This is a genomic window from Chromobacterium vaccinii (assembly GCF_001855275.1).
In the GTDB taxonomy this organism is placed as follows: Bacteria; Pseudomonadota; Gammaproteobacteria; order Burkholderiales; family Chromobacteriaceae; genus Chromobacterium; species Chromobacterium vaccinii.
The window spans coordinates 4,754,859-4,770,728 of the sequence record NZ_CP017707.1 but is presented as its reverse complement, the minus strand read 5'-3'; the positions used below and the strand labels follow the sequence as shown (position 1 = coordinate 4,770,728).

Below are 15,870 nucleotides of genomic sequence, written 5' to 3'. Positions count from 1 at the left end.
TAACGCCATGTTCAACAAGATTCTGATCGCCAACAGGGGTGAGATAGCCTGCCGCGTCATCAAGACCGCCCGCGCCCTCGGCATCGCCACTGTCGCCGTCTACTCCGACGCCGACGCCGACGCCCGCTTCGTCAAGCTGGCCGACGAGGCCTATCGCCTCGGCCCGGCGCCGGCCGCCGAATCCTATCTGCGCGCCGACCTGATCCTGGCCATCGCCAGGCAGAGCGGCGCCCAGGCGGTGCATCCCGGCTACGGCTTCCTGTCCGAGAACGAAGACTTCGCCGCCGCCTGCGAGGCCGCCGGCATCGCCTTCATCGGCCCGCCGGCCTCGGCCATCGCCGCGATGGGCAGCAAATCCGCCGCCAAGGCGCTGATGGAGAAGGCCGGCGTGCCGCTGGTGCCCGGCTATCACGGCGACGACCAAGATCCAGCGAAGCTGCAAAAGCAGGCCGATGCCATCGGCTACCCGGTGCTGATCAAAGCCAGCGCCGGCGGCGGCGGCAAGGGCATGCGCATCGTGGAAAAGAGCGAAGACTTCGCCGCCGCCCTCGCCTCCTGCCAGCGCGAGGCGCGCGCCAGCTTCGGCGACGACAAGGTGCTGGTGGAGAAATACCTGACCAAGCCGCGCCACGTTGAAATCCAAGTGTTCGCCGACAAGCTGGGCGGCTGCGTCTACCTGTTCGAGCGCGACTGCTCGGTGCAGCGCCGCCACCAGAAAGTGCTGGAAGAAGCCCCGGCGCCCCACCTGCCGCAGGCCACTCGCGAAGCGATGGGCCAGGCGGCGGTGGCCGCCGCGCGCGCGGTGGGCTATATCGGCGCCGGCACCGTCGAGTTCATCATGGACGTGGACACGGGCAAGTTCTACTTCATGGAGATGAACACCCGGTTGCAGGTGGAACACCCGGTGACCGAGATGATCACCGGCCAAGACCTGGTGGCCTGGCAGCTTGCTGTCGCCGCCGGCGGTGAACTGCCGCTGAAGCAAGAACAGCTCGCCATCCGCGGCCACGCGATCGAGGCGCGCATCTACGCCGAAGACCCGGACAAGGGCTTCCTGCCGTCCACCGGCACGCTGATTCACCTGGCGACGCCGGCCGAATCCGCCAATGTGCGCATCGATACCGGCGTCGAGCAGGGCGACGCCATCTCGCCGTTCTACGACCCGATGATCGCCAAGCTGATCGTCTGGGGCGAGACCCGCGAAGCCGCGCTCAGGCAGATGGATGCCGCGCTGGCGCAGTACCGGATAGTCGGCCTGTCCAGCAATGTGTCTTTCCTGCGCCGCATCGTGAATCATCCCAGCTTCTCCAGCGGCCAGGTCGACACCGGCCTGATCGCCCGCCATCACGATGAATTGCTGCCAGAACCCGCCGCGCCCACCGCCAGGCAGCTGGCCTTGCTGGCGCTGGCCGAAGCGCTGGCGAATCAGGCGCCCTACCCGGCTCCCGCCGGCTGGCGGCTGAACGGGCGGCTGACGCGCCGCTTCGCCTTCGAGAGCCACGATGAAGACTACGGCGTGGAACTCCAATACCAGGATGACGGCTGCGTCGTCCGCGTCGGTACGGAAAGCTTCCACGCCCGCGCCAGCCTTGCCGGCAACCAGCTGGAAGCGGTGCTCGACGGCCTTCGCGTCAAGGCCGTCATCGTCCGCCACGGCGCGCGGCGCGCGCTGTTCGAAAACAGCGAGCGGTTGAGCGTCGATTTCATCGATCCCTATGCCTACACCGAGCTGGGCGTGCATGGCGAAACCCATTTGAAAGCGCCGATGCCTGGCCGGGTGGTGGCGCTGCTGGCCGAAATCGGCGCGAAAGTCGCCAAGGGTTCTCCGCTGCTGATCCTGGAAGCGATGAAGATGGAGCACACCATCACCGCGCCGGGCGACGGCGTGGTGCAGGACTTTTACTTCGCGGCAGGCGAACAGGTTAACGATGGTGACGAGTTGGTCGATTTTGCCGCAGAATGACAAAATCATTTTCCTGACTTCATAAGGCAAGGCCATGCATATCGCCCTGGAAAACATCCAGCAACTGCGCCAGCGCGGCGAATACGAGGCCGCGCGCAGCCAGGCGCTGGAGCTGTTGCGGCACCAGCCCCAGCATGCCGACCTGCATTACCTCGCCGCCTGCATCCACGACAGCCTGGGCCTGGAAGAGGAAGCCATCCCCCATTACCAGCAGGCGCTGGAACTGGGACTGAGCGGCGATACCGCGGCCGAGGCCTGGCTGGGCCTGGGCAGCAGCCATCGCGCGCTGGGCCGCTTCGACCAAGCCGAAGCCGCGCTGCGGGAAGGCTTGCGGCTATTCCCGGAACACCACGCGCTGCGCGCATTCCTGGCGATGGCGCTGTACAACCGCGGCCAACACAAGGAAGCCACGCAAAGCCTGCTGGCGCTTCTGGCCGACGGCAGCGCCGACCACGGCATCCGCGCCTACCGCCGCGCCATCCGCTTCTACGCGGAAGACCTTGACCGCACCTGGTAACGAGACCGACATGGACCCCGTCATCATCAATCATCCCGGCCTGTCGCTGGCCGGCTACAGCATCCCCACCCGGCTGGAAAACGGCGACAACCTGCGCCAGATTCCCGCCTTCTGGAACGATTACGCCGAACGGCTGCGCCAGCCGCTGCTGGAAGCGCTGGGCAAACCGCACGCCCCGGAATACGGCGTCACCTGCGACTTCAATCCGCAAACCGGCGGCTTCCGCTACCTGATCGCGATGGAATGCCCGGCGGACGGCGCGCCGCCGCCGGACAGCGAGCGTCGAAGCGTGGCGCCGGCCAAGTACGCGGTGTTCACCACGCCGCCGGCGACCGACCCGGCCAGTTTCGGCGAAGCCATCGTCGCAACCTGGCAGCACATCTACCAGACCTGGCTGCCCGCGTCCGCCAAATGGGAACACGCGCCTGGCGAATCCTTCGAACGCTACGACGGACGCTGCTCCCCCGGCCGGGACACCCTGCAGATGGACATCTACATCCCCATCCAGCCCAAGCGCTGAAGGAAAGCCATGCAAAGCGTCAAGCTAGTGGAAGTGGGCCCGCGCGACGGGCTGCAGAACGAGAAACAGCCGCTGAGCGCCGAGATCAAGCTGGAACTGATCCGCCGCCTGGCCGAAACCGGCCTGTCCGCGATCGAGGCCGGCGCCTTCGTGTCGCCCAAGTGGGTGCCGCAGATGGCCGGCAGCGCCGAAGTGTTGGCCGCGCTGGACACGTCCGGCCCCATCGCCTACCCGGTGCTGGTGCCCAACGACAAGGGACTGGACGTGGCGCTGGCTGCCGGCGCGCGCGAAATCGCCGTCTTCGGCGCCGCCAGCGAAAGCTTCAGCCAGAAGAACATCAACGCCAGCATCGCCGAAAGCCTGCAGCGTTTCGAAAGCGTGGCCCGCCGCGCGCTGGACGCCGGCGTCAGGGTGCGCGGCTACGTGTCCTGCGTGGTCGGCTGCCCGTACGAGGGACGGATCGCGCCGCAAAAAGTGGCCGAGGTATCCCGGGCGCTGGCCGACCTGGGCTGCTACGAAATCTCGCTGGGCGACACCATAGGCGTGGGCACCCCGGCCTCGGTGCGCGAGATGCTGGACGCGGTGCTGGACGCCGTGCCGGCCAAGCAGCTGGCCGGCCATTTCCACGACACCTACGGCATGGCCGTCGCCAACATCCGCGCCGCGCTGGACATCGGCCTGCGCGTGTTCGACGCCTCGGTGGCGGGATTGGGCGGCTGCCCATACGCGCGCGGCGCGTCCGGCAACGTCGCCACCGAAGACGTGGCCTACCTGCTGGCGGGCGAGGGCTACCACACCGGCATCGATCTCACTAAACTGGTGGATGTCGCCTGGTTCATCGCCGACGCGCTGGGCAAGCCCCCCGCCTCCAAGCTGGCGCACGCGCTCGGCCGCCAGGGCTGAAACCATACCGGCGGGTCCGCTCCCCCAAAGCAAAACAAACAGGCGGGCCGCCACAGGAGAAACCATGCAAGCACGCGTTACCCCGATCTGGACGCCCTCCGCCGAGCGGCTGTCCGGCTGCCATCTCACCGCCTTCGCCCGCCTGGCCGAAACCGTCTGGGGCAAGGAGCTGCCCGACTACCACCGCCTGTGGCGCGCCAGCGTCGAAGACCCGGGCCGCTTCTGGTCGCTGGTATGGGATTACTGCGGCGTGATCGGCGACAAGGGCTCGGTCGCGCTGGAAAACGGCGACGACATGCTGGCCGCCCGCTTCTTTCCCGAATCCCGGCTCAACTTCGCGGAAAACCTGCTGCGCCGCGACGACGACACGTTGGCCGTAGTGTTCCGCGGCGAGGACAAGGTCGAACAGAAGCTGTCCTGGCGCGAGCTGAACCAGCTGGTCTCCCGCCTGCAGCAGGCGATGCGCGCCAGCAGCATCCAGCCGGGCGACCGCGTCGCCGGGTTCATGCCCAATATGCCGGCCGCGCTGGCGGCGATGCTGGCCGCCAGCAGCCTGGGCGCGGTATGGACCAGCGGCTCGCCAGACTTCGGCACCGACGGCGCGCTAGACCGCTTCGGCCAGACCGAGCCCAGGATCCTGTTCTGCCCGGATGGCTACTGGTACAACGGCAAGGCGGTGGACATCCGCGCCAAGATGATCCACCTGGCGGAAAAGCTGCCCAGCGTGGAGCGCTTCGTGGTGGTGCCCTACCTGGGCGACGGCGCGGACTTCGCCGCCGCCGTGCCGCGCGCGCAGACGCTGGACGCCTTCCTCGCCGGCTTCGACGCCCGCCCGGTGGAATACCTGCGCCTGCCGTTCAACCACCCGTTGTACATCCTGTATTCCAGCGGCACCACCGGCAAGCCCAAATGCATCGTCCACGGCGCCGGCGGCACGCTGCTGCAGCACCTGAAGGAACACCAGCTGCACGCCGACGTCCATCAGGGCGACCACCTGTTTTACTTCACCACCTGCGGCTGGATGATGTGGAACTGGCTGGTGAGCGGCCTCGCCTCCGGCGCGGCGCTGATGCTGTACGACGGCTCGCCGTTCGCCGATGACGGCCGCGCGCTGTGGGACTACGCCGCCGAACACGGCTTCACCCACTTCGGCACCTCCGCCAAGTACATCGACAGCCTGAAGAAGACGCCTCTCGTTCCCGCCCGCGACTGGCAGCTGCCCAAGCTGCGCAGCCTGTTCTCCACCGGCTCGCCGCTGGTGGCGGAAAGCTACGACTGGGTGTACGAGAACATCAAGTCCGACCTCAACCTGGCCTCCATCTCCGGCGGCACCGACATCGTCTCCTGCTTCGCGCTGGGCGCGCCGACGCTGCCGGTCTACCGCGGCGAGCTGCAATGCCGCGGCCTGGGCATGGCGGTGGACATCTACGACGAGCTGGGCCGCCCGCTGTATCGAGAAAAGGGCGAACTGGTCTGCCTGAAGCCGTTCCCGTCGATGCCGATAGGCTTCTGGAACGATCCGGACGGCGAGAAATACCACCAGGCCTACTTCGGCCGCTTCCCCAACATCTGGTGCCACGGCGACTACGCCGAAGTCACCCAGCACGACGGCGTGATCATCTACGGCCGCTCCGACGCGGTGCTCAACCCCGGCGGCGTGCGCATCGGCACCGCCGAGATCTACCGCCAGGTGGAAGTGTTCCCGGAAGTGCTGGAAAGCCTGGCCGTCGGCCAAGCCTGGCAGGACGACGAGCGCGTGGTGCTGTTCGTCAAGCTGCGCGAAGGCGTGCAGCTTGACGAAGACCTGGCCGGCCGCATCAAGGCCCAGATCAAGAACGGCGCCAGCCCCCGCCACGTACCCGCCCGCATCGTCGCCGTGGCCGACATCCCCCGCACCGTCAGCGGCAAGATCGTCGAACTGGCGGTGAAGAACGTGATCCACGGCCGTCCGGTCAGCAATGTCAGCGCGCTGGCCAATCCGGAAGCGCTGAAGCTGTTCGAGAATCTGAGCGAACTGGGCGAATAAACTGCCTCCGCGCGCGCGATTCAGCAAACGAGGGCCGCCGCCCTCGTTTTTGTTTTGGCCGAGCCATCGGCAGCGGCCCGGCCAAAACCCCTCCAACGCGACAGCTTCATTCCAAAATCCGCCAAATGCGCAAGGCGGGGGCAATATCAGGATGTTTTCAAGCGCTGGATGCCTGGAACTGAATTATCATGAATAGAAGGCAAAAGCGCTTGGCTAGCCGCGATGGATGCCACAAATACAGACGGTATCCACCGATCACGCTATAACGCGAAGCGCAACGATTTTCGGAGCGGAAAAATGTTGAGCCGGCACCAGCAAGGCTGGAGTACTGAACAATGGGCGACCTACCTGAAAGACAAGGACATTCCCGTTCTATCGGCAACGCGGGATATTTTCCAGTCGCTGAAATCCCAGGGGAAAGAGGCGCCTGAATTTTCGCCGCGGGAACTGGTGGACATGGTTCACGACGATCCCTATCTGGCCGTCAAATTGCTGATAGAGGCCGAGCGGCACCGCTCCAGGCGGCTGGGCAAGGAAACCACCACCCAATTGGCCACCATACTTCAGTTGGGCAGCGATGAATTGTATTCGCTGATTTCCAGAAGCCCGGTGGTGAAGGTGGATCACCCCGGCTGGAAAGCGGCGGTTTCCACCGCCGTCATGGCGTCCAGCATCGCGCGGGCGTGGTCGAATCTCCGTTCCGACACCTCGCCCGAAGAAATCTCGCTGGCCACGCTGCTTTCCGAAACCGGAGATTTGCTGCTTTGGCATTTCGCGCCGGAATTGCCGACCGCGGCCATCGCGGAATTCGAATCCGGGCGCGCCAACCGAACCGGCCTGGCCCAGTTGAACACCGCCGGCTTCACCTTCCGGCAATTGACGCTGGCGCTGGCCGACATCTGGCAGTTGCCGCAGATGATCAGCCAGCTGATCCGGGGCGTCGACCGGCCGCGCACCCATATCGCGCAAATCGCCATCGACTGCGCCCGCCACCTGATCCAGGATCCGGACAACCCGGCCCTGCCTTTCGACATCGACAATATCTCTCAGCACATACCAGGCGTCGCCAAGGAAAAACTGATCTCGGCCCTGCCGGTTTCCGATGAGCAAAAGGCTCATATTCTCGCTGGCCTGCAAGGGGAATGAAGAAGCCGCCCGTCTGCACCCCGCTCGAATCGAGGCGAGATGCGGTTGACGTTTGGAACGACACGCCGAGTCCAGTTCATGAATACTGCTTCTTGGTGGGCATGATCCACCTACAATTACTGTCCGAAAACGCAGAATAAAACAAATTAAACCTGCCCAAAAGTACAGCAGCCCTTATTCACTCCCTCATCTGTAAAAGGGTTATCCTGCAGTCTTCCCATTCTGTTACAGCCAGATAAGCGCCCTACGCTCAGAGGCGCACTCATGGAACTGCCATGGATATAACTGCCCTGCTCGCCTCCTTCGCCTCAGCCTTTTCCCAAGACAACCGCCATATCACCCTTGCCATCGCCAGCGACGACGCCGGCCCGGAACAGCTGCTGCCGCAGACGCTGGACGGCGAGGAAGGCGTATCCCGCTCCTACCGTTTCCAGCTGGATTGCCTGTCGCCAGATGGCCAGATCGAACTCAAGTCCCTGCTAGGCCACCCGGCCCGCGTCGGCCTGATGAATGCCGAAGGCGGCGAGGATGTACGTTGCGGCGTGATTAGCCAGGCGCGCTTATTGGGCAGCGACGGCGGCTTTTCCCGCTATGGCATCACAGTAGAACCGCCCTTTGCCCTGCTGCGCCATCGTCGGACTTCCCGCGTGTTCCAGGACATGACGGTTCCGGACATCATCAAACAGATCATCAGCGAGCATCAGGCCGCTAATCCCGCCTTTGCCCGCGTGCAGACGCTGGACATCAAGGTGGATGCCGCCCAGCCTTCGCGCAGCTACTGCCTGCAATATAAAGAGAGCGATTTTGATTTCATCGTGCGGCTGATGCATGAGGAGGGTTTCGCCTGGCGTTTCGAACACGTCGATGGCGATAGCCCGCAGGTCCGACTTGTCGTGTTTGACGATGCCTTCAGCCTGCCCGCCGGCAGCGCGCCCAGCGTGCGCTTTCACCGCGCCGACGCCACCGAGGAACAAGACGGCCTGACCGATTGGCAGGCCGCGCGCCAGATCGTCGCCGGCGGCGTGACGCTGGCCAGCTTCGATTACCAGCCCACGAGCACCAGCCACAGCAGCGACACAAGCCAGGTGGACCAGGGACAGGCCGGCCAGGCATTGCAAAGCAGCCTTAGCCATTACGACGCCCCCGGCCTCTACTACGCCAGCGACGCCGACCAGCTCAGCCGCTATGCCCAGCTGCGCCAGCAGGCGCACGACCTGCAGGCCAAGACCTTCACCGGTTCCGGCGCGGTGCGCGGCCTGCAGGCCGGCGCGTGGTTCCGGCTGGACAACCACCCGGCGCACCAGGGCGACAGCGCGGAACAGCGCGAATTCGTCGTCACCGGCCAGCGCATCCAGGCCCGCAACAACCTGCCGGGCGACCTATCCCGGCAGCTGCAGGCCATCGCCCCCGGCTTGGGCCTGCAGGCGGCAGACTCGACGGCCGCGCCCTATCAGACCGAATTCCAGGCGCAACGGCGCGGCATCCCGCTGACGCCGGCCTATGCCGACACCCCGCACGCCAAGCCGACCAGCCTTGGCACCCAAACCGCGACCGTGGTCGGCCCGGCCGGCGAAGAGGTCCACACCGACGAACACGGCCGCGTCAAAGTGCAATTCCACTGGCAGCGGCCGGAGGAACACCCGACCATCGGCGCGGGGATGGACGACAAGTCTTCCTGCTGGCTGCGCGTGGCCATGCCTTCGGCCGGCGCGGCGTGGGGGCATCAATTCATTCCGCGCATCGGCCAGGAAGTGCTGGTCAACTTCATTGAAGGCGATATCGACCGCCCCTTGATTACCGGCGTGCTGTACAACGGCAGCCATCCGACGCCGACATTCAGCGGCGCCGGCAGCCTGCCGGCCAACAAGACGCTATCCGGCATCAAGTCGAAAGAGCACCAGGGCGGCGGCTACAACGAATTGCTATTCGACGACACGCCAGGCGAAGTCCGCGCCAAGCTGTCCAGCGAGCCGGGCAAGACACAGCTGAACCAAGGCTTTCTGGCCCACCCGCGCAGCGACGGCAAGGCCCAGCCGCGCGGCGAAGGCTTCGAACTGCGCACCGATAACCACGGGGCCATTCGCGCCGCGCACGGCCTATTGCTGTCCACCGAGGCGCAGAACGGCGCAGGCGGGAAGCAACTGGCGCGCGAACATGCGCAAAACCAGATCAACAGCGCGCTGAGCCTGGCGCAAGTGCTGGGCGAAACCGCCGCCGGCCAGCTGGCCGACGCCATGGAAACCGGCCCGGATGCAATCGACCCGGACAACGCCAAGGACGGCGCCAAAGAAAAAGGCAACCTGACACACCTGGCCAGCGCGTTGAAGGCGTGGGAGGCCGGCACCAACACCAACGGCGGCGGCGAGGTTCCCGGCCAGCAGCCTGTTATCATCCTGTCCGCCCCGGCCGGCATCGCCAGCCTGACCGAACAGAGCCAGACCCTGGCCGCCGGCCAAAATCTGGATCTGATTTCGCAGCGCGACAGCAATCACACCACCGGCCGGCGCTGGCTGCACAATGTCGGCATGCATATCAGTCTGTTTGTCGCGGGCGTCAAGGACAAGGTGGCGTTCAAGCTGATTGCGGCGAAAGGCAAGGTGCAGCTGCAGGCGCAGAGCGACGCCATGGAACTGACCGCCGACCAGGATTTGACCATCACATCGGCCAAGCAAAAGATTCACGCCAACGCCAAGCAAGAAATCCTGCTGAGCAGCGGCGGCGCCTATGTCCGGATCAAGGATGGCAAGATCGAACTGCACGCGCCTGGCAACGTCAGCATCAAGGCCGGCAAACACGATTGGAGCGGGCCGGATCAGATGGCCCCCCCCTTGCCGCAGTTCCCCAACAATGTCTGCATCCCCTGCCTACTGAAAGCGATGGCCGCGCGCAGCCCGGTCGCCACCACCACGCCCGGAGCCTAAGCCATGTTCCTGCAGAATCACCACGCCCCGGAGTTGCTGCCGCAGTTGCATCAATGGATGGCCAAAAACGAGGACAGCCATTACTGCTGGCTGATGGATGGCAGCCAGCTCAGCGCCAAGGAAAAGCGCTGGCTGCTGCGCCATGGCCAGCCTTGGCAAAGAGCGCTAGACCACAGCCCAATGGCTGAGCTGGAAGACTTCGGCCCGCTGATCTGGACGCAGCCGCTGCATCTGCAAGACTGGTGGCCCGAATGGCTGGCCATCACATCCGGGCGCCCGCTGCTCAGCGTGGTGGAGTTCCGCTACGCGGTCCCGGATAGCGCGTTCTGGCACTGGCTCAGCGACTTCCACACCGACGACGGGCAAAAGCTATTGCTGCGCTTTGCCGACACCCACACGCTGGCCAACGTGCTGCCGCTGATGTCGGACGCGCAATTGACGCTGCTCGCCTCCCAGGTTGCGCGCTGGGGCTGGATCGGCCGCACTGGCGAATGGGAAGCGGCAACACTCCGCGACACGCCCGAAATTCCGGAACCGTGGGAACCGCTGGAGTTTACGCAAGCGCAATTCGATAGAATGATGGACCGCGCCCGCCCGGACATGCTCCCGCCGATCCTCGCGCACTATGCAGTGGAGCTGCCCCAGGACGAAACGCCGGCATCGCTTCATCTGCGTCTTGGCCAGCTGGCTGAAGCGATGAGTAGCTATGGCATTCATGATGAACCGAGCCAAGCGCTTTTTGCCTCTTTTGCCTTTGTGCAAGGCGATAGCTTCCATCAAGAAGCGGAGTGGCAAGAGTATTGGAATCGAACCCGCAAGGGACAACTCCTAGTCTCTGCGCTATCAGAATAGAATTCTCGGGTAAAAAATGCGTATTCTATTTTTCCTATCCTTTATAGTCATACTCACCGGATGCAAAGACGAAATGCTTGCAGTCCCAGTAGGTGCATACAACTATACAAACCACGACATTAGCATGGCGTGGGCTGATGGGCATTGGGTAGGCGGCCCAAGTGTAAATGGAGGGGGTGGAATTGCAGGATCAATTACCTTGCCAAGAAAGTACACGCCAGGAACTTCTGTAAAACTTGAATGGGAGAGGAGCGTTTGTATCCATGACACTCCAGAGTGTGAAAAAAGAGATGCCAGCGGTGGATTCATTCTAACAACTAAAAGAAAGACAGTAGTCGTCCCCCCATATGATGGGGAGACGATGGCAGAGGTACAGGTTGTTTTATTGCCAAATGATGATGCACGAATTTACGTTGGAAATATGTCTCTCCTCCATAAGGAGCATCCATCCCATAAAGAATTTGGCCCACTGATAGAAGATGGCCCAAGGCCGCTTGAGGGGATATGGCCTAAATCAAAGATAGATGCTTTACAGTCCGAAAAGCAAAATAATAAGTTAAAGGATGCAAATTGAAACAATATATCATTCTCTTCATTTCGATAATACTTCTATCAGGCTGCAAAGAAGAGCCAATAGGCGTTCCTGTCAGCGCCTTCAATTTTACGGAACATGATATAAATTCAGTTTGGGTAAATGGAAAATGGGCTGGCTTGGCCAGAACAAACGAAGGTGGCGGATCTGCCGGATGGGTTACTTTACCTAGAACATACAAACCAGGCACTACAGTGACTGTTGATTGGGAGCGTAACGCATGCGTACATGCCACAATAGATTGCAATAAGCGTGATAAAAATGGTGCAATTATCCAAGTATCAAAACGGAAAATTGTTCAAGTTCACCAATACAACTCCACTACCGTAGCTGAGCTACAACTAGCATTTTTGCCCAATGATGAAGTTAGAGCTTATGCTGATGGCGCCAACTTCTCATACGCAGAACATCCATCAAGAGAAGAGTTTGGTGATTTACTCGCTATCGGCACAAGACCAATTGAAAACCAGTGGCCCGTTAAACGAAAAAAAACAGGGGCATCCGAATGAGCATCATCAATGCATCCGCGCCCATTGCAAAAGAAAGCAAAGCACAAATAGCTACGCGCTTCAAGAATAAATCCGATCTAACAGATAGCAATGGAAAAATTAAACCTGAATGCAAACATAATCTTTGGGTAAGCTTTTTCTTTGATGGCACAAATAACAATAGAGATCGAGACTTATCAGAACCGACATCTAAAGGCAAACAAAGAAGTCTTTGCGATCACTCTAATATTGTCAGCTTATTTGAAACTTCCAAGACTGAACGAGCAACACATCATTATTCCTATTACATGCAAGGCGTCGGGACCATTTTCAAATTAATTGGCGAAGATGAACCGGATGATCTTGGACTATCGATGGCAGCCGGTGGGCAAGCGAGATTAAGCTATGCCTATTATCGACTATGCAACTCAATTAGCCTGAGCCTTACCGACAAGCCAATATTTTACGATAGTGATTACAAAAAAGAACTAAAGGTCGCAAAAGATAGAAATCCAAACCCTCGATTTCCTGATCTTTCTTCGCTTGATGCCGTACAAAAAAAGTTAGCCGCCTCAATAGGAAACAATAAGAATACCCCAAAAATAGAGATCGTTAACATTGCTGTCTTTGGATTCTCACGTGGCGCAGCACTAGCAAGAGTATTTTGCCGCTGGCTAGAATTATCTTGTAAACGCCAGGGCGATACTTGGCTATTTGCCGGCTGTGTTCCAATTCGTCTTTATTTTTTAGGGATATTTGACACTGTTGCATCCGTCGGGATGGCACACTCAACGCCAGGCTTAGGCAGGTCGCCCGGCCGCTCAGCGAATGGTGTCGTAGATGGGCAGAACAGCTGGGCAACGCCGGATATGTTAAAAGTGACCAGTTTCACGAAACAATGCCGACATTACGTGGCCGCTCATGAAGTGCGGTACTCTTTCCCTCTAACCAGCATTCGGCATGAAGATGGCAGCATGCCCCTGAATGCGGTTGAAGTTGTGTATCCAGGCTCTCACTCCGATGTTGGAGGTGGCTATGGCCCAGGTGATCAAGGAAAAGCGGTAGGCAGCAGAAGTAAGCTACTTAGCCAAGTTCCTCTACTTAATATGTATAACGACGCAAGAGCCGCAGGTGTTCCGTTATTGGCACTTTCATCATTAACGAACTTGCCTGTTCATAAAGATTTTGAAATAGATCCACTGGTAATCAAACGTTTCAACGCTTACATGGCATGGGCGAATCCAGGCGGCCGTATTGTAGAAGAAGCGCTATATGCCCATTTGAAAAAATATTGGCATTGGCGTATTGCTACCAGCCCCAAATTTATGCAGCAAGATTGCATTCAACAGCTTAGCAAAGGGAATACACAGCGCAGCTCGCGCTCCGACAAGCAGGACTTAGAGGACATGCGCGCCAGTGAAAAAGATTGGCAAGGTGACCTATCCAGAGCGCGCATAGTAGAAAGCGAAGTTAATGAAGCTGCTGAGCTATTGCGGCTGCAATCGGAAGAGGGCAAGCAACCCGTTCCGAAGGATGTTCATGATTTCTTTGATCAACATCTTCACGACTCTCATGCCTCATTCTATATGATTGGCCCGACAACGGCATGGCAGCGACAACAACGCATCGCAGATGCAAGGTATAAGAGCAAGAGCGTAATATACAACCCTGCCACCGGCCTAACGCCAAAGAAACTTAGCCCATTCGAACAGAAATTAGTAAAGTGCGCGCCAGGAAACTCAACTGACCCCAATAAAATCGATAGCTCAAATTATCCCGTAGTGACGGATAGTGATTATTCCGATCTGGTCAAAGGGGATGGCGCCGGCGGTCGGGTCGCATCAGCAATGACGAATACCCGCCGTGAGATTGGCGGACATGCCCATCAACGTGCAACGTTCGTAGGCCGCTACGAACGCTATGCCAAAACGACCAGCTCAATTGATTTCCTCGCGCGCGACACGCTGAAAGGCCGCCAAGAACAGCTTGCCTACGACTATAAAGAACAAGTCAGGATACGTAATCTTGTTTTTGAAAACCAAAAAACCATCCTGAAAGGCCAAGGACTGCCGACCGATAAGCTAGAGAAGACTCATCAGCAAGATATGTTCCAGCTTGGCGTAAAGTTCCGAGATCAACTCCAGAGTCTTTAAGTTTTGTCCCAACACCTAGCAGCAACAGAAAAAATCATGTGATATCAAACGGTATCGCTACCGCCTTTATATCGTTGCTAGACAAGTCCGATAGGTGTATGTTAGTAGCACGCCCTCCATTATAAGTGAGGGTAAAAAGGCCGCAAAAGTGGCCCAAAGGGATAGATACCTAATATAATGCCCGTACAACTATATAACGCCTATAAAAACAGCCACATGCTTGTGGCTGCTTTCTTTACAGCACCCCATTTACTTCTACCACTGCTCCCTCTTCCTTCCTACAACATCGCTTCTTCTTCCGAAACGGCCTACCATTTCTTTACACACGCCCCCATATAGCTTACATCAACCACTTTGAGTCAAATTCAGAACCTTGAAGCTGAAAAGGCAAGTCCAAATCATCATCATTCGGCCAGCCAGGCGGATAGACAGGGTAAGTAAGCCAGAAGCTTAAAGAGTCGCCATCAGGGGTCAAACTCCATTGATAAATACCGCTTCCAGAGAAATAGCAAACAGGCTGGCCATGCAGCGTGCCAATGATCTGTAAACGTTGATAGAAATGAGGCGCAGACAACATCTCCAAGGGCGAGATGTTTTCTATAAAGGTCAAATGACGAACTCGCCTTTCAATGGAATCAAAGGCTGTAAAGGAAAGTTCTGGAGAATGTGGAATTCCACTTTGTGTGAGTGCCAGCAGCTGCTCCCACTCTGATGGATTTAGATGATCTTGGATGTGATTTGCTACGATCTGACAAAATTCTGACTGGAAATTTTCCAACAGTAATTGTTTTGCATCAGCCATATTCAAACTTCAACAAATCAAAGTCTTAATATAGCTATTGTCGCTCCCCCCTTTGTATTAAAAAGGGGGGAAAACCACCTTATCAGCACAATAAAGCTATGTTATCATTACAGGTTTTTTCTTTTCTCCCAACGTACTCAGATTTTGAGCGCTTGCATTAATAATGATGCCCGCGACAACGACAAGGGAGAACAAAACTCTCTCTGCTGTGATTGCCTCTCCCAGCACAATATGAGAGAAGAATAACGCAAACCCCGGCACGAGTAAATAGCTAGGCGCGCTCAAAACTAACTGATTTTGGCTTAACAACAACGTCCAAAGGCCATAACCAATCAATGTCGTCACATACCCTTGAAACGCGATTGCTAGCCAAGCCTGCTGATCGATCTGACCAATCGTGGATAAGATAGATCTCTCACCAGAAAGATTAATTACAAATAACAACACAGCAGAAACCAAACTTCCCCAGGACACAAATGCTAGCGGGCGTTCAGTTCTGGACATCCGGACTGACAAGTTAGCAAAGGTCCAACTGAATGCCGAGCCCAGAACAAAAGCGATGCCGGCAACATTGATCCCACCTTCTTTAATCTTAGAAATGGAATAGATGCCAAACATTGCAATCAAACAGCCAATAACATTAAACTTGTTCCACCTCTCTTTTAATATCAAAATCCCCCCTGCTGCCGTAAATAATGAACCCGCCTGCATGATCACGGAGGAAATGCCCGCATCGATACCTGTCTTAAGCCCTTTGAAGAATAAGAATAACCCTAAAGCAAACGCAATCCCATAGAGCAAGACATAAAGGAATTCATCTTTCTTGAGCCGTAAGAATAGGCATGCAGGTAGAGCTGCAAAAGCTACACGAAGCATAGCCGTTTCGACGGGATCAATACGGACAGAGCTGACCTTTGCGGCAACATAGTTAAAGCCAAAGATGCCAGTAGAAAGAAGAACAATGAGTATGGCTTTGCTGAGCTTCAT

General features: G+C 58.6%; 13 protein-coding genes. 11 read left to right on the top strand and 2 right to left on the bottom strand.

The genetic code is table 11. The features are described 5' to 3' along the window. The first annotated feature begins 7 nt into the window (after positions 1–7). From BKX93_RS22005 to BKX93_RS24245, 11 genes are all read left to right on the top strand, one after another. Entirely contained in the window at positions 8–1,963 is a 1,956-nt protein-coding gene (locus BKX93_RS22005; protein ID WP_070981380.1) for an acetyl/propionyl/methylcrotonyl-CoA carboxylase subunit alpha, read from the top strand. A 34-nt stretch (positions 1,964–1,997) separates the two neighbouring features. Continuing rightward, positions 1,998–2,480: a tetratricopeptide repeat protein gene (locus BKX93_RS22000; protein WP_046168905.1), complete on the top strand. Its 483-nt coding sequence runs from the start codon at positions 1,998–2,000 to the stop codon at positions 2,478–2,480. A gap of 10 nt (positions 2,481–2,490) precedes the next feature. Then, positions 2,491–3,000 carry a GyrI-like domain-containing protein gene (locus tag BKX93_RS21995; RefSeq protein ID WP_046158687.1) on the top strand — a complete coding sequence of 170 codons (510 nt, stop codon included), beginning with the start codon at positions 2,491–2,493 and terminating at the stop codon, positions 2,998–3,000. 9 nt (positions 3,001–3,009) lie between these two features. After that, a complete protein-coding gene (locus BKX93_RS21990; RefSeq protein ID WP_046168904.1) occupies positions 3,010–3,903 on the top strand; it encodes a hydroxymethylglutaryl-CoA lyase in 894 nt (297 codons plus the stop codon). Between the two features lie 64 nt (positions 3,904–3,967). Further along, complete coding sequence (locus BKX93_RS21985; protein WP_070981378.1) at positions 3,968–5,929, top strand: acetoacetate--CoA ligase; 1,962 nt, start codon at positions 3,968–3,970, stop codon at positions 5,927–5,929. A gap of 297 nt (positions 5,930–6,226) precedes the next feature. Beyond that, the gene (locus tag BKX93_RS21980) at positions 6,227–7,075 is read left to right on the top strand and encodes an HDOD domain-containing protein (RefSeq protein WP_046158684.1); all 849 of its coding nucleotides are present in this window, start codon (positions 6,227–6,229) and stop codon (positions 7,073–7,075) included. A 275-nt stretch (positions 7,076–7,350) separates the two neighbouring features. Further along, positions 7,351–9,996: a type VI secretion system Vgr family protein gene (locus BKX93_RS21975; RefSeq protein ID WP_070981377.1), complete on the top strand. Its 2,646-nt coding sequence runs from the start codon at positions 7,351–7,353 to the stop codon at positions 9,994–9,996. Positions 9,997–9,999: 3 nt separating this feature from the next. After that, positions 10,000–10,848: a DUF4123 domain-containing protein gene (locus BKX93_RS21970; protein WP_070981375.1), complete on the top strand. Its 849-nt coding sequence runs from the start codon at positions 10,000–10,002 to the stop codon at positions 10,846–10,848. Positions 10,849–10,864: 16 nt separating this feature from the next. After that, entirely contained in the window at positions 10,865–11,422 is a 558-nt protein-coding gene (locus BKX93_RS24255) for a DUF3304 domain-containing protein (protein WP_083340635.1), read from the top strand. Next, positions 11,419–11,949 carry a DUF3304 domain-containing protein gene (locus tag BKX93_RS24250; RefSeq protein ID WP_082113767.1) on the top strand — a complete coding sequence of 177 codons (531 nt, stop codon included), beginning with the start codon at positions 11,419–11,421 and terminating at the stop codon, positions 11,947–11,949. Before BKX93_RS24255 ends, BKX93_RS24250 begins: the two co-directional genes overlap by 4 nt. Continuing rightward, entirely contained in the window at positions 11,946–14,081 is a 2,136-nt protein-coding gene (locus tag BKX93_RS24245) for a phospholipase effector Tle1 domain-containing protein (RefSeq protein WP_083340634.1), read from the top strand. Before BKX93_RS24250 ends, BKX93_RS24245 begins: the two co-directional genes overlap by 4 nt. A 340-nt stretch (positions 14,082–14,421) precedes the next feature. On the opposite strand, the gene BKX93_RS24965 is transcribed toward BKX93_RS24245, so the two are convergent. Next, positions 14,422–14,883, bottom strand: a complete 462-nt coding sequence (locus tag BKX93_RS24965; RefSeq protein WP_145929371.1) for a hypothetical protein — start codon at positions 14,881–14,883, stop codon at positions 14,422–14,424. A gap of 96 nt (positions 14,884–14,979) precedes the next feature. Next, positions 14,980–15,870: a DMT family transporter gene (locus tag BKX93_RS21965; RefSeq protein ID WP_070981373.1), complete on the bottom strand. Its 891-nt coding sequence runs from the start codon at positions 15,868–15,870 to the stop codon at positions 14,980–14,982.